At 38.0% G+C, this 25,055-nt stretch carries 22 protein-coding genes; 19 read left to right on the top strand and 3 right to left on the bottom strand.

Annotation, left to right across the window (positions count from 1 at the left end):
• The first annotated feature begins 16 nt into the window (after positions 1-16).
• Both mtgA and QF044_RS10580 read left to right on the top strand, forming a co-directional pair.
• Positions 17-661, top strand: coding sequence for a monofunctional biosynthetic peptidoglycan transglycosylase (mtgA, locus tag QF044_RS10585; protein ID WP_307266782.1), 645 nt, complete (start codon positions 17-19; stop codon positions 659-661).
• Positions 662-674: 13 nt separating this feature from the next.
• Positions 675-2,705 (top strand): recombinase, encoded by a 2,031-nt coding sequence (locus QF044_RS10580; RefSeq protein ID WP_307266780.1) that lies wholly within the window; start codon positions 675-677, stop codon positions 2,703-2,705.
• Between the two features lie 55 nt (positions 2,706-2,760).
• On the opposite strand, the gene QF044_RS10575 is transcribed toward QF044_RS10580, so the two are convergent.
• The 3 genes from QF044_RS10575 to QF044_RS10565 all read right to left on the bottom strand — a co-directional run bounded on the left by QF044_RS10575 (position 2,761) and on the right by QF044_RS10565 (position 5,004).
• The gene (locus QF044_RS10575; protein WP_307266777.1) at positions 2,761-3,057 is read right to left on the bottom strand and encodes a hypothetical protein; all 297 of its coding nucleotides are present in this window, start codon (positions 3,055-3,057) and stop codon (positions 2,761-2,763) included.
• A gap of 144 nt (positions 3,058-3,201) precedes the next feature.
• Positions 3,202-4,305, bottom strand: a complete 1,104-nt coding sequence (locus tag QF044_RS10570; RefSeq protein WP_307266775.1) for a DNA replication/repair protein RecF — start codon at positions 4,303-4,305, stop codon at positions 3,202-3,204.
• A 3-nt stretch (positions 4,306-4,308) separates the two neighbouring features.
• Positions 4,309-5,004, bottom strand: coding sequence for a hypothetical protein (locus tag QF044_RS10565; RefSeq protein WP_307266774.1), 696 nt, complete (start codon positions 5,002-5,004; stop codon positions 4,309-4,311).
• 78 nt (positions 5,005-5,082) lie between these two features.
• On the opposite strand from QF044_RS10565, the gene QF044_RS10560 reads away from it, so the two are divergent.
• The 17 genes from QF044_RS10560 to QF044_RS10480 all read left to right on the top strand — a co-directional run bounded on the left by QF044_RS10560 (position 5,083) and on the right by QF044_RS10480 (position 25,021).
• The gene (locus QF044_RS10560; protein WP_307266772.1) at positions 5,083-10,983 is read left to right on the top strand and encodes an alpha-2-macroglobulin; all 5,901 of its coding nucleotides are present in this window, start codon (positions 5,083-5,085) and stop codon (positions 10,981-10,983) included.
• Positions 10,984-11,155: 172 nt separating this feature from the next.
• Positions 11,156-11,644 carry a serine protease inhibitor ecotin gene (eco, locus tag QF044_RS10555; RefSeq protein ID WP_307266770.1) on the top strand — a complete coding sequence of 163 codons (489 nt, stop codon included), beginning with the start codon at positions 11,156-11,158 and terminating at the stop codon, positions 11,642-11,644.
• Positions 11,645-12,250: 606 nt separating this feature from the next.
• Entirely contained in the window at positions 12,251-13,660 is a 1,410-nt protein-coding gene (locus tag QF044_RS10550; protein WP_307266767.1) for a TolC family protein, read from the top strand.
• A gap of 18 nt (positions 13,661-13,678) precedes the next feature.
• Positions 13,679-14,635, top strand: coding sequence for an HlyD family secretion protein (locus QF044_RS10545; RefSeq protein WP_307271995.1), 957 nt, complete (start codon positions 13,679-13,681; stop codon positions 14,633-14,635).
• 2 nt (positions 14,636-14,637) lie between these two features.
• Positions 14,638-15,828 (top strand): ABC transporter permease, encoded by a 1,191-nt coding sequence (locus QF044_RS10540; protein WP_307266764.1) that lies wholly within the window; start codon positions 14,638-14,640, stop codon positions 15,826-15,828.
• A 272-nt stretch (positions 15,829-16,100) separates the two neighbouring features.
• On the top strand, positions 16,101-16,556 hold the full coding sequence (locus QF044_RS10535) for a DUF1569 domain-containing protein (RefSeq protein ID WP_307266762.1): 456 nt from the start codon (positions 16,101-16,103) through the stop codon (positions 16,554-16,556).
• A 16-nt stretch (positions 16,557-16,572) separates the two neighbouring features.
• Positions 16,573-17,043 (top strand): hypothetical protein, encoded by a 471-nt coding sequence (locus QF044_RS10530; protein WP_307266761.1) that lies wholly within the window; start codon positions 16,573-16,575, stop codon positions 17,041-17,043.
• Between the two features lie 2 nt (positions 17,044-17,045).
• A complete protein-coding gene (locus QF044_RS10525; protein ID WP_307266758.1) occupies positions 17,046-17,453 on the top strand; it encodes a hypothetical protein in 408 nt (135 codons plus the stop codon).
• On the top strand, positions 17,450-17,821 hold the full coding sequence (locus tag QF044_RS10520) for a VOC family protein (protein WP_307266755.1): 372 nt from the start codon (positions 17,450-17,452) through the stop codon (positions 17,819-17,821). The genes QF044_RS10525 and QF044_RS10520 overlap by 4 nt, the downstream gene beginning before the upstream one ends.
• A 7-nt stretch (positions 17,822-17,828) precedes the next feature.
• On the top strand, positions 17,829-18,371 hold the full coding sequence (locus QF044_RS10515; RefSeq protein ID WP_307266752.1) for an SRPBCC family protein: 543 nt from the start codon (positions 17,829-17,831) through the stop codon (positions 18,369-18,371).
• A 41-nt stretch (positions 18,372-18,412) separates the two neighbouring features.
• Positions 18,413-18,862, top strand: coding sequence for a VOC family protein (locus QF044_RS10510; RefSeq protein WP_307266750.1), 450 nt, complete (start codon positions 18,413-18,415; stop codon positions 18,860-18,862).
• 358 nt (positions 18,863-19,220) lie between these two features.
• On the top strand, positions 19,221-19,898 hold the full coding sequence (locus QF044_RS10505) for a DUF2490 domain-containing protein (protein WP_307266747.1): 678 nt from the start codon (positions 19,221-19,223) through the stop codon (positions 19,896-19,898).
• Positions 19,899-19,985: 87 nt separating this feature from the next.
• Entirely contained in the window at positions 19,986-20,990 is a 1,005-nt protein-coding gene (locus tag QF044_RS10500; protein ID WP_307266744.1) for a bestrophin family protein, read from the top strand.
• Positions 20,991-21,251: 261 nt separating this feature from the next.
• Positions 21,252-22,865 carry a Na+/H+ antiporter gene (locus QF044_RS10495; protein WP_307266741.1) on the top strand — a complete coding sequence of 538 codons (1,614 nt, stop codon included), beginning with the start codon at positions 21,252-21,254 and terminating at the stop codon, positions 22,863-22,865.
• 10 nt (positions 22,866-22,875) lie between these two features.
• Positions 22,876-23,301: an SRPBCC domain-containing protein gene (locus QF044_RS10490; RefSeq protein WP_307266738.1), complete on the top strand. Its 426-nt coding sequence runs from the start codon at positions 22,876-22,878 to the stop codon at positions 23,299-23,301.
• 6 nt (positions 23,302-23,307) lie between these two features.
• Positions 23,308-23,817, top strand: a complete 510-nt coding sequence (locus tag QF044_RS10485; RefSeq protein WP_307266736.1) for a GNAT family N-acetyltransferase — start codon at positions 23,308-23,310, stop codon at positions 23,815-23,817.
• A gap of 181 nt (positions 23,818-23,998) precedes the next feature.
• Positions 23,999-25,021, top strand: coding sequence for a glutaminyl-peptide cyclotransferase (locus QF044_RS10480; RefSeq protein ID WP_307266733.1), 1,023 nt, complete (start codon positions 23,999-24,001; stop codon positions 25,019-25,021).
• Positions 25,022-25,055: the final 34 nt, after the last annotated feature.

Raw genomic sequence — 25,055 nt, 5'->3', positions numbered from 1 at the left:
CTTTTTATGAAAAGTTATGTGGAAAAAAATTAAACAGTTCATTTTCATCGTCCTTGTACTGAATGTAGTGTTTATTATCTGGGGCAGGTTTTTTAATCCGCCTATTACTATTACGCAGATAGGAGGCCTTTTTGAATATGGAAAGCTTCACAGAGATTATATTTCCTATGAAGAGATGGGAAATAATGTCAAAAAAGCGGTGATTGCTTCTGAAGACCAAAAATTCTTTGTTCATAACGGCTTTGATTATACGGCCATTGAAAAAGCAATGAAAAATAATGAAAAAGGGAAAAAAATCCGTGGCGGAAGTACGATCTCCCAGCAGACTGCCAAAAATATTTTCCTGTGGCAGGGCAGAAGCTGGATCAGAAAAGGACTGGAAGCAGTATATACCTTTATCATAGAGAAAGTCTGGAGCAAAGATATTATTCTGGAAAGATACCTGAATTCTATAGAAATGGGACGCGGCGTATTTGGTGTGGAAGCAGCAGCTCAGTATTATTTTGGAAAATCTTCCAAAGATCTCAGCGCTTCAGATGCAGCCTGGATTGCAGCTGTACTACCTAATCCAAAAAAATATGATCCTAATAATCCATCACCTTATTTAAGGAAGAAACATAATTGGATCATGAGACAGATGAGGAATGTGAGTTTGAAATAGTATCTTTGTACTAATGAAATTTTTTAATTCCAGCACAAATTTTGAAACAGTTCTTAAAAAATATTTCTCTTTTAAGAACGAGACCCTTTCTTTAGACCCTTTTGCCGAGTTTTTAGAGAGCATTAAAAGGGCAGATTTTACAGATGTCCTCAATTTTTTAAGAAACAATCCGGATTTTGCTGAAAATTTCAAATATTACATCCACAATATCTTCAAAGGAAGACCATTCAACCTTTCCCTTACCGAAGCCAATATTCTTTCAGAAAATGCTTTCTTTCCTGAATTAAAAAAAAGAATACTGAATAAAATACTGCCACCTGTAGAAAATGAAAAAACGGTGTGGTATATGATTGATAATGTCAGTCTGAGACCTAAAAAAGATCTGAAATACCTGCACAATCTTCCCGAAAATGAGATCGATGAATTTTTGACTCTTCTCGGCGCTTCAGATTTTATCATCAAACCCAATGTAAAGCAGGAACTCATCTTTTCTATGAATATCCTTTCCTGGCGCGTGACAGGGATGGCGATGGAAGTAGAGGTGGTGAGAATGGCTCCCCAGTACAGAAATCTGGACAATCCGTTTCTTGCTCTTCAAAATGAGCTGGAAGCCCTTACAGAAGATATTAAAAACGATCCGGAAGTTAAGCTGCATTCCAAAGACAGCCGCTATAAGCAGATCAAGATCTATACGGAACACTGTCAGGAATTTGTGAATTTAGCTTTTAAAAATTCTGCCAAATACGGTATTTCGGGTAAGATCAACCAATCGCTTTTAAAGATCCGTCAGCAGACCGAAAGAATCTATGAGATTGTACAGCTTCTGGTGATCGATAATGATGAAGATGTTATGATCAAATCAAAACAGTTGATCTTTAATATTCTGAATTATAAGTCCCATAAAAATAATATTGCAGACCTGATCAACGACAGTACACGTCTGATCTCGCACCTTATTACCAATCATACCGCAGAAACAGGTACCCATTACATCACATCTACCCGGAAAGAGTATATGACGATGTTTTATAAAGCCAGTGGCGGAGGGATCATTGTAGGAGCGCTGTGCGTTTTGAAAATGCTTTACGGATACATTCCCGGGAGTGATTTTTCGCACGCATTTTTATATTCCATGAACTATGCGATGGGATTTGTGATGATTTACCTGATGGGATTTACATTAGCCACAAAGCAACCGGCAATGACTGCAGCTACCATGACCAAGGTATTGTCTGAGGAAGGAAACAGCAAACGGAACAATACTGAATTTGCCCATCTCGTATCTAAGCTTTTCAGAAGCCAGTTTATTGCCTTTGTAGGGAATGTGTTACTCTCATTTCCGATAGCTTTGGCGATTATCTACGGTCTCGATGTCTTTTTCTCCCAGAACCTGGCTGTTGAAAGATCAGATAAATTATTAATGGATCTTGATCCTTTTAAATCCAAAGCCATATTACACGCCAGTATCGCCGGTTTTTACCTCTTTATTTCTGGAATTATTTCAGGGAATATCGGAAACAACTCTGTGTTTTACCAGATTCCGGAAAGGATAGCCAAGAATTTGTCAATCAGGAATTTCTTTGGTAAAAAATTCGCCAAAAATCTCTCAAAATATTATGCTAAAAACTGGCCGGGAATTGTTTCCAATTTCTGGTTTGGGGTGTTTTTGGGAGCTACAGCACCCGTAGGTATGTTTTTCGGACTGGATCTGGATATCAGACACATTACTTTTGCTGCCGGAAATTTTGCTTTAGGTCTTTACGGAAAGGATTTCACAGTAGATGCCTATACCTTCTGGATATCATTCTTCACCGTTTTCCTGATTGGATTCTTTAACTTCCTTGTAAGTTTCAGTTTATCAATGTTCCTGGCGTTCAGATCAAGAAAGATGAACTTTGGACAAGTAAGTGAGATCTATAGAGAAATCTTCAGGTATTTTGTTAAGCATCCATTTAAATTTTTCATTCCGTTAAGTTCCGGGTTAGATAAAAAAGCTGATGACTTGATGAGCAGCACAATTTCTAATAAATCTGAGGAACATTAGCCAATTTAAGTTGAATTTATATTGCTGCTTAATACTAATACTTGTTTAACAGAGCTTAAATGATCTGAAGATCATCAAATTTATCTTCACCAAACTTATCCTGAAACTTTTTGAGATAGAAACTTTTACGCATCTGAAAATCATGCTTAAGCAGAGGAGAGTCTATTTTGATCCTGATACATTTGTTTTCAATACCTACACTTCGGATCTCCTTAAAAAGGCTTTCATCAAGATAGTCGTCAAGATAATCTTTAATTTCAAAGGCAATCAGCTTATGTTCAAAACCATGAATTCTTGCAAAAGATTTTACAAGTTCTGAGGATTGAAATTCACGTTTTTTATTCTTCTTCATGGTAGCGAGTTGCGGGTTTCGTGTGTTGAGTTTCGAGGTAATGCAGTTAAATGTGGATTACGGAGTAATTTCAAAATTACAATATTTTTAAGACTGAATATCAACTCTAACTCCAAATCCCGAATCTCGTACTCAGAAACCTCATCAAACATCAAATATTATACTCTCCTCATTAATTTTCTTTACCACGCTTTCCGTACGTTCCCTGTGTGTATCCGTAATAAAAATCTGTCCGAAACTCTCCTGGTTTACAAGCTCTATCAATTGTGAAACACGCGTATCATCAAGCTTGTCAAAAATATCATCAAGAAGAAGGATCGGCGTTTTCTTAGTCAGCTCCTTCACAAGACTCATCTGTGCCAGCTTTAAGGAGATCAGAAAAGATTTTTGCTGTCCCTGCGAACCGATTTTCTTAATCAGAACATGGTCCATTTCAAAAATAAGATCGTCCTTATGAATCCCTTTCGAAGTATAAGTCAGCATTCGGTCCCTTTCAATACTTTCTGCTAAAAGCTTTTGAAAAGCCCCACCAGATTCAGCGGAGTCGAAGCCTTCACTAAGATCAGACTGGTATTGAACAGAAACGGTTTCTTTTCCTCCGGAAATAATCCTGTAAAAGTTCTGCACAATTGGGCCTAGTTTTTCTACAAAGTTCCTTCTCTTTTTAAAAATACTTGTCCCGAATTTAGTGATCGGAGAATCATAGATCTCCAACGAATCTCTATCCCAGGTTCTGTTTTTAGCAAAATATTTTAATAAGGCATTTCTCTGCTGTACCGTTTTTTGGTACTGTATCAGGTCAAAAAGATATTCCGAATCCGTCTGGGAAATCATAGAATCCAAAAATTTCCTACGACTTTCCCCTGAATCTGAAATCAGGTTAGAATCATAAGGCGAGATCATTACGCTGGGCAAATAGCCAATGTGGTCCGCAAGCCTGTCATAGCTTTTATCATTTTTTTTGATAATCTTTTTGGCTTCTTTAGGCTGGGAAATTTTGATGACATCGTCACTGTCCTCATTCTGAATTTCAGCATCAATGGTAAAAAAGTCTTCCTCTCTCTTGATATTATTGGTATCGGTATTTCCCAAAAAACTTTTTCCTACAGACAGATAATGCAATGCGTCCAGAATATTGGTCTTACCGGCGCCGTTGTTTCCCACAAAACAGTTGATCTGAGGGGAGAATTCAAACTTCTTCTCCGAATGGTTTTTGAAATTGTAAAGGGAAAGCTTCTTGATAATCATTCGTCAAAAATACTCCAATATTAGCAGAAATAAAAAAGGAAGTGCAGAACAGGTTTCTATACCGAATGAAAAATAAGCGTCATCTCTTTTATTTTCAGAGAAATAAATAAGAATATATGTAATGATTCCGGACAGAAAAAATGCGGCCCCATAGATCGGTTTAAGATAGAATATGGCAATAAGGATGCTGATAAAAACCAATATATAAGCAATGTATTTGGTATTCTGAACGCCAATCAGCTTCGGAAAAGTCTGTACCGTATCACTTTTCATATCCCTGATGTCAAATGGGAGAACGAGGGCAGTTATAAAAAAGAAACTGATCAGGAAAATTGGAAGACTGAATTCCGGAAGCGTAAGCCAGCAATTGACCAATGCCCAGACAAGTCCTACATAAAAAACTTTCAGCAAAGGGATCTTCCGGATATATACCTCAAGGAAAAAGCTATTGTACAACAATCCCAGAACGACGATGATGAACCATTTCAGAAGTCTTATTCCATTATGGTTGTGGATGATCAGGAAGGCACAGACAATACCTGCTGCGACATTAAGAACAATGATTTTAAAAAAATGCTTGGTATACTGATATTTAGTGTAAATGTAGCCGCTGAAATAGGTGATGAAAATAAACAGAACAGTAGGGAAACGGAATGTGTTTTGCTCTGTCATGAAAAATACTGCAAAAAGAGTTCCCATTAATGAGACATAAATTTGACTGTCTATAACAGTTTTTTTCAGTATTTTTAAGAAGTTCATTTATCAAAAATAACATTTATGAAAATATTTTCCAAGATTTTTATGCTTTTGCTTCTAACGCTGAGCTTTTCAAAGGTCTTTGCACAGAAATACTACGACGACCAATGGAAGAGAGTCGCTGAAAATAGTGCCAAAGGTACTTACAAATCCAATCTACCCATTATTTTAGACATCCAAAACCATGCAATGAAAGAAAATAATGCGATACAGCTAATCCGCTCCCTGAAAGCTGAATTCAGTGTTGTCAATCTTACCACAGATGACGAGAAGAATGATGCTGCCTCTAAATTTTTTACCAAGCTGAAAGATGCTCAAACAAAACTGAAAGGCGGAGATCAGTTAGTTTACAACGTCCTTTTGAATGGTTTCTTTATGGACTATTATAACCAGAATTCCTGGGAAATTAACGGAAGAACGAATATCAATACCCAGGATGTATCTCAAATTGAAATCTGGAGTAAACTTGATTTTAAAAATTATCTGAAAAAGAGTTATCATGAACTTGATCAGCAGAAGCAGGAGATGCAGAAAATCTCTCTGGCCAAGTATAAAGATATTTTTACAGAGAACAAGGATATTGCTTATTTTCCAACTTTACTGGATTGGTATTCCATGAAAAAAATCGGTTTCCTTTCTGAAAACGGACTTTTTACAAAGAATGAACTTACAGAGAACAGAACGCAGATTAATGCTACTTTTGATGAACTGATTGCACAGAACAGCGGAAATCCTAGGTTGTATTTCATGAAGGAAAAGCTGATGGAAAACTGTAATTATAGCCAATGTAAAGACAAGCTTGAGCAATTGCAGAATCTTGCAAAATCTGATACGGAAGGCGATTATAAAGTGATCATCATGGAAGATATCATGAATGAACTTATTGACAAAAAGAAGGTGAAAGAAGCTCTTGTAGTAGCTGATCAGGCGAAAAAGCAATATCCGAAATCACCATTTCTCGAAAATATAAGAAATAAAGAAAACCAGATCACCAATCCGTTTCTTACTATTAAATATGAACAGCAGACCCAAAATAATCTGCCAATCCATTTTGTAGCGGATCACAAAAACGTAACTGAATTCTCTCTGAACATTTATGAAGTAAAAGAAGATTTTACAACATTGATGCAGTATGTACAGAATTCTTACAGCAATACCTTTGGAAAAGTTAAAAAAAACCTGGTAAGAAAAGAAACTTTCCAGCTTACGGATCCTAAAGATTATCAGGTGCATAAAACCTCATTGGAGGTCAAGCCTCTTCCATCAGGAGTTTATGTTGTTGAATATTCCGTGGCAGGAGCAGAGGCAAAAGACAGTGATTCGAGACAGAATTTTTATTTCCTGGTTTCCGGAAACAGGGTGATCTACCAAACCAAAACAGACCGTGATCAGCTTTCCAATGAAATGAAGCTGGTTAACAGTGAAAATGGAAGGCCTGCAGTAAATGAAAGTCTTACGTTCTATGAATTTGTTGCCAATAAAACTTTAAGTAAATTAGATGGAAAGACAGATGCGAACGGAGTTTTTAAATTTCCTTCCTCAGCCAGCAATGAATATTACAGAACTTTCCTGATCCGCCAGCCTAAAACCAATGATTTCCAAATGATGCAGGTCTATGGAAACAGAGGAAATGCCGAAGACTATAATCCTAATAAACAGACCCGTACCAAGGCGCAAATTTTTACAGACAGAGCCATTTACAGACCGGGACAAACCGTGTATTTCAAGGTGATCAATACAAAAATTGATAAAGAAATAGAATCGGTAACGTCAGGCCTGAAGCAAAAGATCACTCTGCAGGATACCAACGGTCAGGATGTCACGTCTCAGGATTTTACAACCAATGAATTTGGTTCTTACCATGGCAGCTTTATCCTTCCAAAAGGACAGCTGAACGGAGTTTTTTATCTCAGAACCGATGAGGCATCTCAAGGTTTCAAAGATATCAGGGTTGAAGAATACAAAAGACCCAAGTTTGAAGTCACTTTTGATCCTGTAAAAGAAGAATACAAATACGGCCAGACCATCGAGCTGAAAGGAAAGGCAATGATGTTTTCGGGAGTAGCTCTTAGCAATACGACCGTTAATTATGAGATTAAAAAACACAACATCAGATGGAGATATTTCTGGTGGTATCCCCAAGGCGATGACAATGAAAACTCTATCCTTGGCGAAGCCAAGACCAATGAGAAGGGAGAATTTGTCATCCGTCTCGATCTTAAAAAAGATGAAAAGCTGGAAGGAATACAGATCGATAATTATGAGATCAATGCGTCAGTAACGGATATCAATGGAGAAACACAATCAGCCAATACGCAGCTGAAAGTTGCTTCAGTATCACATTACATTAAAGCAGATAACATTAAAAATACGTTCAGTGATGAAAATGTAATACTGAAGGTAGAAACCAAGAACTATAACGAACAGGATCTTAAAAAATCTTACAACGTAAAACTGTCGAAACTGAATGTACCCAATAGAATTTTCAGAGATAATTTTGCAGCAGAAGTTCAGGATCTTCCAAAATATTCAAAAGAAGAATTTATCAGCAAATTCCCACACGATCTGTTTGATAAAAGTGAAGAAACCAAAAACTGGAAAGCCGAAAAAGTAATTTCTGAAAGACTGCAACAACCCGCTACAGAACTAGACTTAGGGAAACTGGAAGCAGGAGATTATCAGCTCGAACTGTATAATATTGAAGGAAAAGACACCATAAAATCTTCCCAGAATTTCAGTATCTGGGATAAAGAAGCTTTAAAACCTTCACAGAAAACCTTCCTGACTGTCATTGAGCCTAAAAATGAGTTTTCAAGAGGGGAAAAAGCAAAAGTATATGTGTATTCAGCAGTTCCGGATGCATTGGTCAATGTTTTTGTACAGGATGGCTCAGGAAAGACGGTCTCAGAAGTTCATCAGCTGAAAAAAGGAGTATTGGAATTCACAACAGATATTCCAAAAGATAAAGGTGTATCTGCCTTGAATATCCAGTTCCAGATTGCTGCATTCAATGATGTACAGACCCAATCCGTTACTTTAAAAATAAAAGATACTGAGCAGCCTTTAAAAATTGAAACCGTTACGTTCAGAGATAAACTGGAACCCAATTCAAAAGAGAAATGGACAGTAAAAGTCTCAGGAAACGATAAAGAAAAAGTAAATGCAGAAGTACTGGCCAATATGTATGATATGTCACTGGATCAGTTTGCCGCAAATAGCTTCGGTTGGCAGAATCTATACAGTCCGTATTCTATCGTGACTTCTTATGATATCAGACAATATCTGCTTCAGCAGTACTATCAGAAAAGATTGAAATATTACAATGGAAAATATGTCGATATACCAAATTTTAATTGGTTTGATGGATCTATTTATCCAATGGAGATTCAAATTGAAACAATAGTTGGATTAGCGAATCAGGAGGGTATAAAGTCATCTGCTTATGCACCTCCTCCTTCACCTATTGCAGGACGGGCTAAGATGGCACGAAAAAGCGAAGTAGCTGCTGCGGAGGATAAACTTGAAGTTATTCAAAATGTTGTTCCAGAACCTATGAAAGCCCCTAAAGTAGATAATGGAGCACCAACAGATACTGGTTTAAATAAAGTTCCCGTACGACAAAACCTGAACGAAACCGCATTCTTCTATCCCGATCTGAAAACAGATGCAGAAGGAAATGTAAATTTTGAATTCACTTCTCCTGAAGCATTGACCAAATGGAAACTGATGTTCTTAGCTCATACCAAAGATGCCAGAGCAGCAGTATTGGAAAAACAGGTCGTGACTCAGAAAGAGTTTTCCGTAACACCAAATTATCCAAGATTCTTAAGAGAGGGTGACGAACTGAATCTTCAGTCTAAATTGTCTAACCTTACCGATAAAAAATTAAGCGGTTCCGCAGAACTTCAGATTCTGGATGCTTTTACCAATGAAAATATTTCTTCCAAATTCGGGATTAATACAGGAGCACAGAACTTTAATTTAAATGAAAACGGAAATGGCGCTTTAACATGGAAACTAAAAGTTCCGAATAATGTCTCTTCCATTATTTTAAAAGTAGTGGCAAAAGCAGGAGCTTATTCAGATGGAGAGCAGCAGGCGGTTGCCATACTTCCGAACAGAATGCTGGTAACGGATGCTGTCCCTGTATTTGTAAAAGAAGGTGAAACCAAGACATTTGTTTTGGATAATCTTAAAAATTCAAACTCAACAACGATATCCAATGTTTCAAATACTTTGGAATTGACCACAAACCCGATCTGGGAAATTATGTTTGCATTACCAAGCCTGAAAAATGATCAGAACAGTTCTGCCGATGTGATCTTCAATAAATGGTTTGCCGATGTTTTGGCTTCTGAAATATTTAAAGCAAACCCAAAAATGAAGACCGTTTTTGAAGAATACCAGAATAAAGGATTACTGAATTCAAACCTTGAGAAAAACCAGGAGCTGAAACAGCTTCTATTGGAGGAGACACCTTGGGTGCTGGAAAGTAAAAATGAAGGCGAACAGATGCAGAAACTGGCTCTTTTATTTGACGCCAATACGATGAGAAACTCGATCTATCAGGATTGGGATGATCTTAAAAAACTGCAGAATCCGGACGGAGGTTTCTCCTGGTATCCGGGATATCCAAGTTCTTACGGGACCTCTCTTTACATCCTTAAAAACCTAGGAAAGATCAATGCGTGGTTAAAAGGTAATGCAAAAGATTATCAGGGAACAGAACAGAAAGAATTCGTGACCAAACTGGTTCAGTATGTAGACAACGAGATCGACAAATACTGGGATGCGAAAAAAGAAAACATCTGGAACAACTGGACCATTGATTATCTTGATACCCGAAACTATTGGGAAAAAGAGTATCCTCTTAAAGGAAAAGGAGCTTCTTTGAAAACACTGGTAAAACAGAAGGCAAAAACAGCTAAGATCACAGATTTCACCTTCTTTGGACTGCACCGTGCCGCTTTACTGATGGATGATTACGGCCTAAAAGACGTTTCAGATAAATTAATGAACTACCTGAAAGAAACCTCTACCGACACAAAAACTCAGGGCGTTTACTGGAAACAGAACTTAAACGATTGGGGCTGGTTCGGATCTAAAGTAGTGAATCATGCAGGAGCTTTAGAAGCATTCAACACATTAAAACCTAACGATCAGAAAATGATCGAAGACATGAAAATCTGGCTGATTACACAGAAAGAAGTTAACTCATGGGGAAGTTCAAGAGGAACTTCAGAAGCGATCTTCACAATCTTAAACTCAGGAAAGTCATGGACAAGTGCTGAAAGTGATAAAGCAACGATTGTTTGGGGCGGAAAAGAATTAGCTCCACAAACCCAGGCTACAGGTTATGTGAAATCAACCGTGAAAACCGATGTTGTAGATAAAAACTTAGGAACGGTTACCGTGACCAAACCTGGTCCTGGAATTGTTCAGGGAGGATTGTTCTGGCAATATTATGAAGATTTAGACAAGATTAAATCTTCTGAAAACTACATCTCCATTACCAAAGAGCTTTATAAAAAAGTGAAAACGGTAAACGGAGAAGAACTTCAGAAAATCTCCGCAGACACTCCTTTAAAAGTGGGGGATAAAGTAACGGTAAGAATGATCTTGAATACAGACCGGGCCATGGAATTCATTCATATTAAAGATATGCGTGCCGCAGGATTTGAACCAACAGATGCATTGTCAGGTTATCAATGGAAAAACAGCTTGGGCTATTATCAGTCTACCAAAGATGCTTCCACCAATTTCTACATTCAGTATATGCCAAAAGGAAAATATGTTTTTGAGTATGACCTTGTATCCAATGCAGCCGGTAAGTTCTCGAACGGGATCACAACGATGCAGAACTATTATGCTCCGCAGATGAATGCCCATACAAAAGGAACCAATGTGACAATTTCAGAGTAATTTATAAAGTAAACAGAAAACTGTAGTAGCCTCTTACTGCAGTTTTTTTATTTATAGATTTCAAAAGAAGATTACATATCCGGCTGGAGAATTAATATTTTATAAAATTAAACATTTGTTTAATTTTGGAATGATTTTTGAGAGTACAACAGAAATTTAAAAAACAAACAAAATGAGATTTTCAAAAACTTTAATGGCAGGATTAATTATGTTTGCAGGTGTAAATGCTTTCGCACAAAAGAAGGCAGAAAAGTTTGAGAAGCTGGAAATTGAAATGTTCCCAAAAGCTAAAGACGGATTTAAGCAGGTATATATTCAGCTGCCTGTTGCAAAAAATGAAAGCGATTTAAAAGTGGAATTTTTTGTAGGTGCTGAAAAAATGCTGGACTGTAATAAATATTTCCTGATGGGAGAGGTGAAAACACAGGATCTTCAGGGATGGGGCTACAACTATTATGAAGTAGAATCCAACGGTGAAGCGGGAGGAACCTTAATGGCTTGTTTGGATCAAAAGAAAACCAAAAAGTTCGTAACCCTTCAACCGGAGATCGTGAGATACAACAGTAAGCTTCCTTTGGTATTTTATGTACCAAAAGATCTTGAGGTTCGTTACAGAATATTACGTCCTGATGCTAAAATGAAGTCAGCGGTTCAGAGATAATCGGAATGATTTTAAATAACAACTCCTCACATTTTGTGGGGAGTTTTTTGTTTGCACTAAATCGGATTTTTTTGAATAGACGTTAATATTTTCTCTTGCAGATTGATTTGATCAGGCAGATCTAATCTTTATCATGCCTTGAATTATTAATTACAAAAGCCACAAAAGTTTTCTAACACTTTAGTTTATCTGAAGTAAAAATTCATCCTGAAAAAGAGCACTTAAGTTTTACAAAAATTAAAATTTTCAGTTGTTACAATAAAGAATTTGCCAATCTGAGAAATCTGCGCGAGACCAAATCAATTAAAACATCAAGTTTAAGAATATATACACAATCATCTGTGTCCATCTGTGAAATCCGTGGTTAATATTTTTTTAAATTTTCACTAATCAAACAGCATAATAAAATCCCATGAATAAAAGAAAATTCATCTTTTTTCCAATTAAAACATTCCTCAAATTAATCTTAAACGGATCTGCTATCCTTGTCACAAATAGTGGATTAAAACTAAACACTTTTTAAACTTACTTTAAATTCACCATATTGACGAATTATCTTCTTCGAATTAACAAATTTTTGCATTATATTTGTTATAAACATAAACCATGAAAAACAATTTATTGATTTTTACGTTTAGTTTTTTGGCTTTCCCTGCTTTTGGTTGGGCACAGTCTGCCCCGGACTTTAAGGAACTTTTAGACAGTGCCATGGTTCGGGATTCTGATCTCAAAATGCAGATTACTCAAAACAAACTCACAGACCTTGACGAACATAAACTGAAAGACCTCTTTCTTCCCACCCTGGAAGTAAGCGGACAGGTCGGATATCTGAATGCTACCACAAGACTAACGTCACCGGAAATTAATCTGGCACCTTTTATCAATATTCCCGAAGGAAGCTTTAATAATAATCTCAATATTTCCGGGTTTTCCGGGATAGCAAAAGCAGATGCCAAAATGCTTCTTTATTCAGGTGGAAAAGTGAAATACCTCAAAAAGGCAATTCAGGAGAAGAAAATATCCGAAGATATCCTCCTTGAAAAAACAAAAGATGAGGTAGTAGCGGCCATTTCCAAAGCCTATGACCAGCTGGCATTAATCCATCAGTCTAAAAAGGTGTTGGACGAAAGCAAAAAAAGACTGGACATCAACCGGAAAACAGCCGATAAAGCTTTAGGCTATGGCCTGATTACACCTTACGACCATAAAAAAATAGAACTGGCTCAGGCTACACTCAATGCCAAAATGGTAGAGTATGAAGGAAAAAAAGAACTTCTTCTCACCCAGCTTTACATTCTGACGGGAATCAACAAAGAACGTCTCAAAATGATTGATCCGGTACTTTCTCCTCTGGAACTTTTAACTTCGGAAAAAGGAATCGAAGAAAGGGCAGAAGTTCGTGCATTGGAGCATGGTATAGCAGCGGCAGACTACAAAATAAAAGCGGAAAGAACCTGGATGATCCCGAAGGTGCAGCTGATGGCATCCGCTTACTACATCGGTCTTTACGGAAGCCGTATCAAAACCTCAGAAAATGTAATTCCAGCAGTTCCCGCTTTAGGATATCAAGGTGCGAAACTAGACTGGAGACCTACCAATATTAATGTTCTTCCACTACTCACTGCCGGTGTCGGTTTCAAATGGGAAATTTTTGATGGACGGGAAGGAAAACACGCAGAAGAAACGGCCAAAGTAGGAAAAGAGGTCTTACAGAACAAAAAAGAAGATGCTCTTAAAAAACTGACCCTGAATCTGGCAAATAATCAAACCAATTATGATATTGCGACCGCTCAGATCACTTTAAAGGCCAAAGAAAAAGAACTCGCCAAAAATGCTCTGGTTCAGGCGGAAAAAGAATTCAGGTACGGAATGAGCAAATCCTCACAGCTTATTGATGCTGAAAACGACCTTGAAGTCGTAGAACTTGAATATCAAAATGCACTTTTCAACCAGCGAAGGGCAGGAATAGAGCTGATGAGATCTACCCAGGAACTTGATATTACCAAACTTTATTAATCCCTTATCCTTAAAATGATGCATAAAAATATATTCATAGCCTTTGCTTCTCTTTTAATACTAGGGAGCTGCAGTGAAAAAAAAGAAAACCTCAATGATTCTGAAGGTAAGACCAAAAAGGATGTTATTTCTTTTGCCCCAAAAGTTACCGGGAGAATCTTAAAAATATACGTAACCGAAGGCCAGACCGTAAAGAAAGGCGATACTTTAGCATTGCTTGATGTACCGGAAGTTTCTGCCAAGATCGCACAGGCTCAAGGCGCAGTAAGTGCAGCATCAGCTCAGGAACAGATGGCCAAAAACGGAGCTACAGCAGATCAGTTGAGACAGCTTCAGGCCAAATATAAAGGTCTGAAAGAGCAATATGAATTCGCTCAGAAATCTTTTAAAAGAGCCAGCAATATGTACCGCGACAGCCTTATGTCTCCACAGGCCTACGATGAAATTTATGCAAAGCTTCAGGGCGCAAAAGCCCAATATGATGCCGTTGTTGCTGAACAGGATGATGTGAAAAGAGGAACACGAGTTGAAAAAGTAGAAATGGCGGCGGGTCAGGCTTCACAAGCCAAAGGTGCCCTTCAGGAAGCCAATGTAGCCTATTCAGAAAGATACATTATCGCCACCAATGATATGGAAATAGAAACCATCAGCCTTAATACGGGAGAACTGGCTACCGCAGGTTTTGCTTTATTCAATGGGTATATTCCGGAAAGTACCTATTTCAGATTTACAGTTCCTGAAAGCTATATTTCAAGATATAAGAAAGGGCAGGAGGTAAGTATGCAGGTCGTTTACAATAAAGAAACCCTGAACGGAACTATAGTCTATATCAAACAGCTTACAAGATATGCGGATATTACTACTGCTTATCCGGATTATCAGCTACAGGATGCCGTCTACGAGATTAAAGTGAAACCGACTGATATGAATAAAGCTAAAAGTATATTGGTAAATGCTAACGTAATCCTGAAGTAATTATGAAAGAATTTTTCCGGCTTTTAAAACGGGAGTTTAAGCTTTTCATTGGCAACTCTACCCTCAGGACCGTGTTCTTTCTGGCCCCGGTATTTTATGCCACGCTGCTTGGTTTCGTCTATAAAAGCGGAAAAGTTGAAAACACACCGGTACTGGTCATCGACAGAGATAATACCCCTTTGTCCAGCCAGCTTACCGATATGCTGGATGATAATAAAAGCATCAGCATCATAAAATATGTCCAGGAGCCTTTCAGTATAAAAGATGAGGTGATTCGTCATGAAGCTGCAGCCGTAGTTATTATTCCTTCAAGATTTGAGGCGGATATGCTTCAGAAAAAATACCCGGAACTGAATGTATATGTCAATACCGGCAACGTCCTGACTGCTAATTTTGCTTCCAAAGCTCTTCAGCTCACCATAGGAACATTCTCAGCCGGAGCATCCATCAAAGCTTTACAGAAAGCAGGAATGCCCGCTACAAAAGCAGCAACACAATATGAGCCCTTTAAAGCCAATTATATTACCCTTTTCAACACCACCGGAAACTACCTGATCTTTATGTGGCCGGCCATGTTAGCTGTAGTTCTTCAGCAGGTTATTCTTCTGGCAATGGCCGTAAGTTTTGCCGCGGAATTTGAAAGAGGATCCTTTGTAAAAGAATACCGCAAAATGAAAAGATGGGCTTTCCCAACAATGCTCATCAAGGTGATCCCGATCTGGATATTCTCCATTCTCATTGTTAGTGTGTATTATTTTATGCACATGATATTCAGGGTTCCAATGCCGGAAGGAATATTCAATTTTATTCTTCTGACCGCTGTTTTTGTAGGATCGGCTTCATTTTTAGGAGTATTCATCAGTATATTGATTCCTGACGCATTGAAGGCAACTCAAATCCTGATGGTCATTGCTTCTCCCGCATTCATCATCAGTGGATTTACCTGGCCGTTGAGTGCAATGCCCGCTTTCGTGCAGTTTATTGCCAATATTATTCCCCTGACTCCATTCCTGCAAGCCTTTAAAATCTTACTGATACAGAAAGGTTCTGTAGAACTTACGTATCCCTATTTACAGCATTTAAGTATCTTACTCGTAGTGTATGCCATCATTGGCTGGATTGCTTTAAAGATCAAACTTTGGTTTGTTTTTAGAAATACAGGTTCTGAAGAGGTAAAGGAGATTGTAGAGTAGGAGCGTTTTAGGGGTAAGAGGGTTTTAGAGTGCGTCGAGATTGATGGTAAACTTCAAGTTCACTAATTATTCACTTTGCATCTGAAAACCCGTATTCCGCAACTGATAACTAGCAACTGACAGCCAATAATCCATACCCCGTATATCACATCCCGGAACTGATATCCCGCAACCCGGAACTCGCAACTCAAACACGTCACCGTTTTTTTCATCACCCTGTAAAAATCAAAAGAAAAAACTGATATATTTGCTTTCAGATAATTAGACATATTATGGAAAATGTATTTGATGCAAAAGATGCTCAGAACTATATTGACAGGATAAATAATTTGGTGGAGGATACCCACGGAATGTGGGGCAAAATGACAGTTGATCAGATGCTTGCCCACTGCAGCGTATCCTACGAAATGGTTTACGAACCGGAAAAACATAAGAAACCGGGATCTATTGCAAAATTTATTTTAAAAACCTTTGTGAAATCTAAAGTGGTTGGAGAAAAGGCTTATCCAAGAGATTCCCCAACAGCTCCACAGTTTTTAATTACCGGAAGGAAAAATTTTGATGAAGAAAAGAAAAGACTGATTGGCTTTATCCAGAAAACTCAGCAATTGGGTCCTGAAGCCTTCGACGGAAAAGAATCATTTTCTTTTGGAAAATTAAGTTCACAGGAGTGGAATAATATGTTTGCCAAACATCTGAATCATCACTTGTCCCAATTTGGAGTTTAAATAACACACACACACTATGAAAAAACTTTTATGGATCCTCATTCTTGCCTGCAATTTTGCATGGGGGCAAATGCCGGATATTTCAAATGTCTGGCTGAACAACAGTAAACCTTATACCGGAACCATTGGCGACCGTGGACAGCAATTGAAACTGAAGGTCAATATTTCCGAACAGAATAAAAAAAACGATCAGGAATACTTTATTTCCGGATATTCTCTCGTGGATGATAGTTATTCCAAATACGAAGGGAAAGTTACCATCACCAAATATAGAGATGCCAAAAGAAAAGGCGTGGTATTCGGGGATTATGAACTGGCAGAAGAAGCCAAAGGAAAACATTCAGGTATTTTTAAAGGTAAATTCATTTATACCTTCAAATGGAATAAGAAAACTGAAAAAGTAGAAGGACAGTACATCGAATTTGTTGGTGACTGGAAAAGCTATGACGGAACGCTGGACTTTAAAACCCATTTAAAAAACCAGTAATCATGGTAAGACGGATATTAGCTGTTCCTGCCGGATTGATTGCGGGAGTTATCTGTATTACCATTGTCGAAAAAATAGGACATGAGTGGTATCCGCCTCCTTCAGCAGCTGGAAGTGGAGATATGGGCGCGATGAAAGAATATGTAGCATCGGCCCCTTTTATGGCACTGTTCTTTGTGATCATTGGGTATATATTCGCCGCTGTCGTTTCAGGATTTACGGCTTCAAAAGTGGCAAATAATGGAAAACATACTTCTGCAGCAGTTTGTGGAGTTATTTTTCTGTTCATGACCGTCTACATGATGTTTTCTTTGCCTACTCCGATCTGGTTCTGGATCTTAGGAATACTGGTCTGGGGATTGGTATTCGCAGGAAGTAAATTAGCTTTAAAAATGAAAAAAACGATATGAAATTAGGAGCATTTTCGATCAGTTTAAGCGTGAAAGACCTTCAAAAATCGAAGGATTTTTATGAAAAACTGGGTTTCACTACCATGGCAGGCACCATGGAACAGAATTATCTGATTATGAAAAACGACAGTACATTAGTAGGTTTGTTCCAGGCGATGTTTGATGGAAATATGCTTACCTTCAATCCGGGATGGGATCAAAATGCCGGGAATCTGGAATCTTTTGACGATGTACGTGCTATTCAGAAACATTTAAAAGAAAATGGAATTGAACTTGAAAAATCAGCTGATGAAGCCACTTCAGGACCGGAACATATCTTCCTGAAAGATCCGGACGGAAATATGATCTTAATTGACCAACACAGATAATCAACACATGAAAATACTAAAAAGAATTATTCTCGTTCTCGGCTCCATCCTTATTTTATGGATGGTTGTAGCCGCTTTGATTTCAGGAGACTGTGTCTATGAAAAATCAATAACAATCAATGCACCGGTAGAAAAAGTATGGGAGCAGACTAATACTTTAAGAGCGATGGATCAATGGAGCCCATGGAATGACCTGGATCCGAACATGAAAAAAGACTGGACAGGAACCACAGGGCAGCCGGGCGAAAGAGTATGCTGGGACAGTGAAAAAGATGCGGCAGGAAAAGGCTGCCAGGAAGTGAAAAAAGTAGATACTGCCGGAAAAAGAATTGATACGGACATCAAATTTTTGACACCTTATGAAAGTGAAGCCAATGCCTACGTGAAAATTATTCCTGAAGGTAATGGAAGTAAAGTAACATGGGGATTTACTTCAAAAATACCTTATCCCTTTACGGTAATGAAATTGTTTATGAACATGGAAGATGCTATTGGAAAAGACTACCAGAAAGGGCTCTTAAAACTAAAGGAATTATCTGAAAAACCTTAAACAAGAAACTCATTAAAACTTAACTCATAAAAAAACAATCAATGGCATCAGTAAACGCTTATTTAACATTTAATGGAAACTGTAAAGAAGCATTCGATTTCTATAAATCAGTTTTCGGAGGAGAATATCCTTACATCGGAACTTTCGGGGAAATGCCTCCAATGGAAGGCAAAGAAACTTCGGAAGAAGACAAAGACAAAATTATGCATGTTTCTCTTCCGATCTCAAAAGAAACCACGTTAATGGGAAGTGATACAGGCGGTGAGTGGGCTTCACACTTCAAAGCTGGAAACAATATCGCTATTTCCATCAATGCAGAATCTAAGGAAGAGGCTGAAAAATTATTCAACGGACTTTCTGCAGGCGGTCAGGTAACAATGCCATTGGCAGATACTTTCTGGGGAGCTTATTTCGGAATGTTTACCGATAAATTTGACATCAACTGGATGGTTAACTACGATGATCCTGCGAAAATGCAGCAGCAACCATAAGATTCGTATTTCATACACGAAATAAAGTGAAAACAAACCGGCAGAACAATCTGTCGGTTTTTATTTTATGATACATTGGCATTTCAAAATTTTAAATTTGGGATAATCCAGCGGTGAAATTTATAATAACAAGCAAAAAATTAACAAAGATGAAATTTGCAATTGTAGATGCCGAAGGAATTGAAATCCTGATAGAGTGGATTACAGGCTAATAAAGATGGTTAACTTTGTAATCTGTTTATTTTTAATTACTTATAAGTATGAATTAAGAATTATCTTTCTTAGTCAATATTGTTTGCTATTATTGATTTAAATTATTAATTTTGTTATGTGTGATAGATAATAGTAATTGAATAATATGAGAAAGGTCTTTACGAAGCTGGCATTTACAGTATTAATTTTGGAGTCAATAACAACGTTTGCGCAGGAAAATGATTTGGGAGCGTGGTATATGTATTTTGGAAACAACAAGATCAGCAAAAAATTGAACTTACATAACGAAATCCAGTATAGAAATTTCAATGCAGTGGGAGACCTTGAACAGTTATTAATTCGTACAGGAATAGGCTATGACCTTACGGAGAACAACAATAACGTTTTGTTGGGGTATGGTTTTATTTTAAGCCGGCCTTATGTGAACGGAGAAAAAAGAGAGAATATAGAACACAGGATCTTCCAGCAATTTATTACCAAGCAGAAGTTCGGACGTTTTAATTTGCAGCACAGATACCGTCTGGAAGAGCGTTTTCTTCAGGATGATTTCAGAATGAGGTTCCGTTATATGATCGGGCTGAATATTCCGATCACCCAGAAAGAAATGCTTCCGAAATCACTGTATGCTTCTGTATATAATGAGATATTCCTGAATTTTGACAGTCCTGTTTTTGACAGAAACAGGGTGTACGGAGCTTTAGGATATGTGATCAATAAAAACATGAGGATAGAAGCAGGATACATGAACCAGATCCAGGAAAATAAGAACAGAGGACAGGTCCAGATTGGTTTTTATAATAATATTCCTTTTACTAAAAATTAATATTGACAGCTTTTGCCGGATGCCATGATGAAGAGAAAGCTGTTAGTTTATAAAATTAATCAACAGATAAAAAATAAATAAACACATATGCATTCAGGAAAGAGATTTGGAGCGCTGGAGTTCGCAGTTTGGACGAGACGCAGTATTTATGTATTAACGATACTATCGGCCATACCGACAGTTCTCTATTTTTCAGGATGGAAATTCCTTTCCGTTCCGTGGCAGCCGATCGCCATTTTAGGAACGGCGGTTGCCTTTATTGTAGGGTTTAAAAACAATGCAAGTTACAGCAGGCTGTGGGAAGCCAGGCAGATCTACGGAGCAATCATCAATGACAGCCGCAGTTTCGGATATATTCTGAGAGATGCACTTTCAGGGAAAGATCCGGAAAAAGTAAAAGAAATGTTTCACCGTCATTATGCATGGCTTACCGCACTTCGTTTTCAGCTTCGGGAGCCCAGAACCTGGGAGAATATGGGAACAGCGCAGTATGACGAGTATTCTAAGAAATACGATATCCCGGAAAGACTGACAAAGCTGGATGACGAACTGAAAAATTATCTTTCCGAAACCGAGCTTCAATATATTTTAAGCAAGAAAAACAGGGCAACCCAGCTTATGGCCAGCCAGAGCAAAGAATTATCCGATGCCTATGCCAGAGGAGAGATCAATGACTTTCAGTGGACACAGATCAATCAGCAGCTCGTAAAATTTACGGACGATCAGGGAAAAGCAGAAAGAATAAAAAACTTTCCCTATCCGAGAAACTTCTCATCCATCACCACCTATTTACTATTGCTGTTTATTCTTTTCGTTCCTTTTGGATTACTCAAAGAGCTTGATAAATTAGGAGAAGGAACAATGCTGGAAGGCTGGACATTATGGTTTAATATTCCGTTTTCACTGATGGTAACCTGGTGTTTCCATACTTTGGACAGTGTAGGAGAAGCTTCAGTAAACCCTTTTGAAGGCAGCCCGAATGACGTGCCGATCACCCAGATCAGCCGTACCATAGAGATTGATATGAGAGATATGCTGGATGAATCCGACCTTCCGCCAGCCATTACTCCAAAGAATAATATTGTGCTTTAAGGTAAAGACTGTATTCTTTAGATAAAAATCCAACCCTATAGGTTCTCAAACCTATAAGGTTTAAAAATCTAAAAGGGAAAAAAAGTAAAAAGCATAGCCGGAAATCTTCAATTTTCTTGCGCCTTAAAAACACCCACATTAGATAAAATTGCGGCTTGCGTTAAACCAACAAAAGAAAAACAACTGGAACGTAGAAAAACTTTAGCACTCTGCGTTTAGCCAATTTCAAACTCAAAAAACAACTTAAAAAAACGACTCAAAATGATTCACAGTTATGTTATAATATCCATTGCAGTATTGCTATCTGTAATGATATTGGTAATGATAGGACAAAAGCTGAAAGTAGCTTATCCCATCTTTCTGGTGATTGCAGGTCTTCTGATCAGCCTGATTCCGGGAATGCCGCATATTGAAATAGAGCCCGATCTTGTATTCCTTATCTTCCTTCCTCCGATTCTTTTCGAGGCTGCGTGGTTTACGTCATGGCAGGACTTTCACAAATGGAGAAAGCAGATCTTTTCGATGGCTTTTGGACTGGTATTCCTGACCTCTATTGTTGTGGCTTATCTTTCATCCTCTATTATTCCGGGACTTACCGTTGCGATGGGATTCCTGCTTGGAGGCGTGAATTCTCCACCGGATGCAGTAGCAGCTACTTCAGTATTGAAACATATGAAGATCCCTAAAAAGATCACCAGTATTCTTGAGGGCGAAAGTTTGATTAACGATGCGTCCAGCTTAATTGTATTTAAATTTGCATTGGCAGCCGTGATTTCAGGACAGTTTATCTGGAGAGATGCCATTCAGGATTTCTTTACAATGGCCGTTGGTGGAGTGGCGGTTGGTGTCGCTGTCGGACTGCTGTTTGGAGCTTTGCTAAGGATTATTCCATCCAATTCTAATATCGACACGGTAATTACACTGATCGTTCCGTATATCATGTATGTAGGGGCGGAACATTTCCACTTTTCGGGAGTATTGGCGGTTGTTGCCGGAGGGCTTTTAATGTCTTATAATTCACATTGTTACCTGAGTCATACCTCGAGGATACAGTCCGGAAACGTCTGGAGTGTTCTTATATTCCTGATGAACACCATTATCTTTATCCTGATCGGACTTGAACTTCCTGTCGTAGTGGCTGCAATGAAAGACTATACTATTTCAGAAGGGATCTTTTACAGTGTTGTTATTGGTGGAGCTATTATTTTTACCAGAATAATTTATAGTTATGCCGTGATGTATTTCCCAAGACTCTGTTCCAAAGAATTAAGATTAAAAATTCCGAAACCGGACTGGCGGGAACCTTTTATCATCAGTTTTGCTGCCATGAGAGGGGTAGTTTCATTGGCTGCGGCACTTTCAATTCCTGCATTTCTGCCAAATGGAGAAGCTTTTCCGCACCGTAATATTATTTTATTCGTAACTTTCGTTATCATATTGATCACCTTGGTAGGACAGGGATTATTGCTGACGCCTATTTTAAAATGGTTGAAAATAGATGATGCCGGAAGCGAATTGCCGGAAGAGAAACAGGAAGTGATCCTGATGCGTAAACTGAAAGAAACTGCGCTGCATAAAATGGAAAATGATTTTTCGGATCTGGCAGAGAAAAATACTTTGGTACGACACCAGAAACACAAACTGGAAACCGAAATGATGCTGATGGCCGATAAAGCCCAATGTATGGCTTCCACGGGAGATTATGTGAATGCAATCAATGAAAATAAAGAAGTACTCCGGCAGATTATCCAGGCTCAGAGAAATGAGCTTCACCGGATGAAAAGGGAGAAGATTTTTGATGATCATGTGATGAGAACTATTGAAATGCAGCTGGATTTTGATGAAGCAAAAATCACCGGATTCTCTCATAGTTAAACCTGATAGTATGAATACACCAATCACTGTTCAGTACAAAATAAATGCTCCGGTTGAAAAAGTCTGGAATGCTTTGACTGATAAAAATAAAATGAAATCCTGGTATTTCGATATTCAGGATTTTACCTTGGAAGTAGGAAAAGAGTTTAATTTCTATGAACCCGGTGAAGAAAAAAAATATCACCATCAGTGCCATATTCTGGAAATTATTCCCAATGAAAAATTAAAGCATACCTGGTCATATCCCGAGCTGTCAGATGCTGTAACTACTGTAACCTGGGAACTTCAGAAAGAAGATATTGGAACGCTGGTAAAACTGACTCATGAAAATGTTGAAAGTTTTGAAGGTCTGGGCGAAAATTTTTCGAAAGCAAGTTTTACAGAAGGCTGGAATAAAATTATTGGAAAAAGCATGAAAGAATATGTAAAAAAATAAAACGGTATGATTAAGCTGCAGCCTTTTAAAATAAATGATTCTTTTGAACTGATCTCTAAAATAAAAGACAAAAGAGCTCTTCTTCAGTTTGCGGGTCCTGCCTACCATTTTCCACTGACGGAAGAACAGTTGGAGAATGATTTGGATAATGAAAACAGATTTATGTTCAGGGTTTATGATGAGACACAACAAAATGTGATCGGCCATGCCCAGATCTTTTTAAAAGAAGACACTTTTCTGCTTGGAAGAATTCTGATATGGGACGAAAACAACAGAGGAAAAGGTTACGGAAAGAAAACAGTACAGGAACTGCTGAAATATGGCTTCAGAAATTTTCACAGAAAGACAGCGGAGCTGAATGTATACGACTGGAATACCGGAGCTATTGAATGTTATAAAAAAGTAGGCTTTGAGATAGATCTGGGCGTGATGAGCGAAGTGAGTATTGATAATGAATTGTGGCTTTCCATTAATATGAAAATCAATAAAGATACTTTTGAATCTCAGGAACAATAATAAATTTACAACTCTACTCTTAAACAAAAAATCTGCTGTGAGATCATGTCTTTTGAGTAACAGGGAAGTGAATTTACGATGTAAGAAGCAACGGTTATATATTACAATTTGTTTAGCCTGCTGATAATATTGGCAATAAGGAATAAAATTTGCTACTTTTGGGGAAATATTTAGAAATTCAATGAAAAAGAATATAATACTAGGTTTAGCAGTTGTTTTGATGCTGGCATCTTGTAACAAAGATGAAAAGATCCTGAGCACGCTGAATGAATACAACAATTCAATGGTAGAAAAAGGATATCATTTCGGTGATAAACTTGAACTTCCAAAAGAGGTGACGGAAAATGCCGAAAGCATCAGTATCAGCTTTGGAGATAAAGAAACTTCCAGCTTAGCTGTTGATCCTAAATTCTTCACACTAGGAGATAATGCCGTTACTTTTAATATCAAAACGAAAGGAGGGAAAACCCTTAACCAGGATGCAACCATCAATGTGTTTGCAAAAAATCCTGAAAAAAATATCGCCTACCAGATTATTGCAGAATACCCTCACGATCCGAAAAATTTCGTACAGGGTTTCCAGATTGAGGGAAATACCATTTATGAAAGTGACGGGCAGAACGGTTCTTCCCAGATCCTAAAGTATACATTGGGAACCACAACGCCGCTGGCTTCTACAAAGCAGGCTCAGGAAGATTTTTCTGAAGGAAGTACCATTGTAGGAGATAAAGTATATCAGCTGACATGGCAGAGCAAGAAAGGCTATATTTATGATAAAAGTTCTTTGAAACTGCTTTCAGAATTTGCTTATCCTAATGTTCTGGGTGAAGGCTGGGGACTTACGTATGACGGAAAGAACCTTATTGCATCAGACGGAAGCAAGCTTTTATATTTCCTGGACGCCAACAACCCTTCAAAACTGATCAAATATGTGGCAGTAGCAGGAAGTTCACAGATTTACGATCAGCTGAACGAATTGGAATACCACAACGGATTTATCTATGCCAACGTCTGGCAGAAGCCTGTTGTTTTGAAGATCAATCCTGCAACGGGAGAAGTGGTTGGTACATTTGACTTTACAGATATTGCAAAACAGAATACCAAGGGAAGTGATGATGTGTTGAACGGAATTACTTTCAAAGGTGAGAATATGCTGGTAACCGGTAAAAACTGGCCGAAGATCTATGAAGTTCAGATCAAATAATTAAATCAAGATTTTATCTATAAAAAAATAGCGT

The organism is Chryseobacterium sp. W4I1, assembly GCF_030816115.1.
Taxonomy (GTDB): Bacteria; Bacteroidota; Bacteroidia; order Flavobacteriales; family Weeksellaceae; genus Chryseobacterium.
Note: the sequence above shows the minus strand (reverse complement) of the source record. Positions and strands in the feature narration are given on the sequence as shown.

What these genes read in the sequence shown, in the direction of transcription:
- mtgA (WP_307266782.1), top strand. Translation starts at nt 17, where the DNA reads ATGTGGAAAAAAATTAAACAGTTCATTTTCATCGTCCTTGTACTGAAT.
- QF044_RS10580 (WP_307266780.1), top strand. Translation starts at nt 675, where the DNA reads ATGAAATTTTTTAATTCCAGCACAAATTTTGAAACAGTTCTTAAAAAA.
- QF044_RS10575 (WP_307266777.1), bottom strand. Translation starts at nt 3,057, where the DNA reads ATGAAGAAGAATAAAAAACGTGAATTTCAATCCTCAGAACTTGTAAAA.
- QF044_RS10570 (WP_307266775.1), bottom strand. Translation starts at nt 4,305, where the DNA reads ATGATTATCAAGAAGCTTTCCCTTTACAATTTCAAAAACCATTCGGAG.
- QF044_RS10565 (WP_307266774.1), bottom strand. Translation starts at nt 5,004, where the DNA reads ATGGGAACTCTTTTTGCAGTATTTTTCATGACAGAGCAAAACACATTC.
- QF044_RS10560 (WP_307266772.1), top strand. Translation starts at nt 5,083, where the DNA reads ATGAAAATATTTTCCAAGATTTTTATGCTTTTGCTTCTAACGCTGAGC.
- eco (WP_307266770.1), top strand. Translation starts at nt 11,156, where the DNA reads ATGAGATTTTCAAAAACTTTAATGGCAGGATTAATTATGTTTGCAGGT.
- QF044_RS10550 (WP_307266767.1), top strand. Translation starts at nt 12,251, where the DNA reads ATGAAAAACAATTTATTGATTTTTACGTTTAGTTTTTTGGCTTTCCCT.
- QF044_RS10545 (WP_307271995.1), top strand. Translation starts at nt 13,679, where the DNA reads ATGCATAAAAATATATTCATAGCCTTTGCTTCTCTTTTAATACTAGGG.
- QF044_RS10540 (WP_307266764.1), top strand. Translation starts at nt 14,638, where the DNA reads ATGAAAGAATTTTTCCGGCTTTTAAAACGGGAGTTTAAGCTTTTCATT.
- QF044_RS10535 (WP_307266762.1), top strand. Translation starts at nt 16,101, where the DNA reads ATGGAAAATGTATTTGATGCAAAAGATGCTCAGAACTATATTGACAGG.
- QF044_RS10530 (WP_307266761.1), top strand. Translation starts at nt 16,573, where the DNA reads ATGAAAAAACTTTTATGGATCCTCATTCTTGCCTGCAATTTTGCATGG.
- QF044_RS10525 (WP_307266758.1), top strand. Translation starts at nt 17,046, where the DNA reads ATGGTAAGACGGATATTAGCTGTTCCTGCCGGATTGATTGCGGGAGTT.
- QF044_RS10520 (WP_307266755.1), top strand. Translation starts at nt 17,450, where the DNA reads ATGAAATTAGGAGCATTTTCGATCAGTTTAAGCGTGAAAGACCTTCAA.
- QF044_RS10515 (WP_307266752.1), top strand. Translation starts at nt 17,829, where the DNA reads ATGAAAATACTAAAAAGAATTATTCTCGTTCTCGGCTCCATCCTTATT.
- QF044_RS10510 (WP_307266750.1), top strand. Translation starts at nt 18,413, where the DNA reads ATGGCATCAGTAAACGCTTATTTAACATTTAATGGAAACTGTAAAGAA.
- QF044_RS10505 (WP_307266747.1), top strand. Translation starts at nt 19,221, where the DNA reads ATGAGAAAGGTCTTTACGAAGCTGGCATTTACAGTATTAATTTTGGAG.
- QF044_RS10500 (WP_307266744.1), top strand. Translation starts at nt 19,986, where the DNA reads ATGCATTCAGGAAAGAGATTTGGAGCGCTGGAGTTCGCAGTTTGGACG.
- QF044_RS10495 (WP_307266741.1), top strand. Translation starts at nt 21,252, where the DNA reads ATGATTCACAGTTATGTTATAATATCCATTGCAGTATTGCTATCTGTA.
- QF044_RS10490 (WP_307266738.1), top strand. Translation starts at nt 22,876, where the DNA reads ATGAATACACCAATCACTGTTCAGTACAAAATAAATGCTCCGGTTGAA.
- QF044_RS10485 (WP_307266736.1), top strand. Translation starts at nt 23,308, where the DNA reads ATGATTAAGCTGCAGCCTTTTAAAATAAATGATTCTTTTGAACTGATC.
- QF044_RS10480 (WP_307266733.1), top strand. Translation starts at nt 23,999, where the DNA reads ATGAAAAAGAATATAATACTAGGTTTAGCAGTTGTTTTGATGCTGGCA.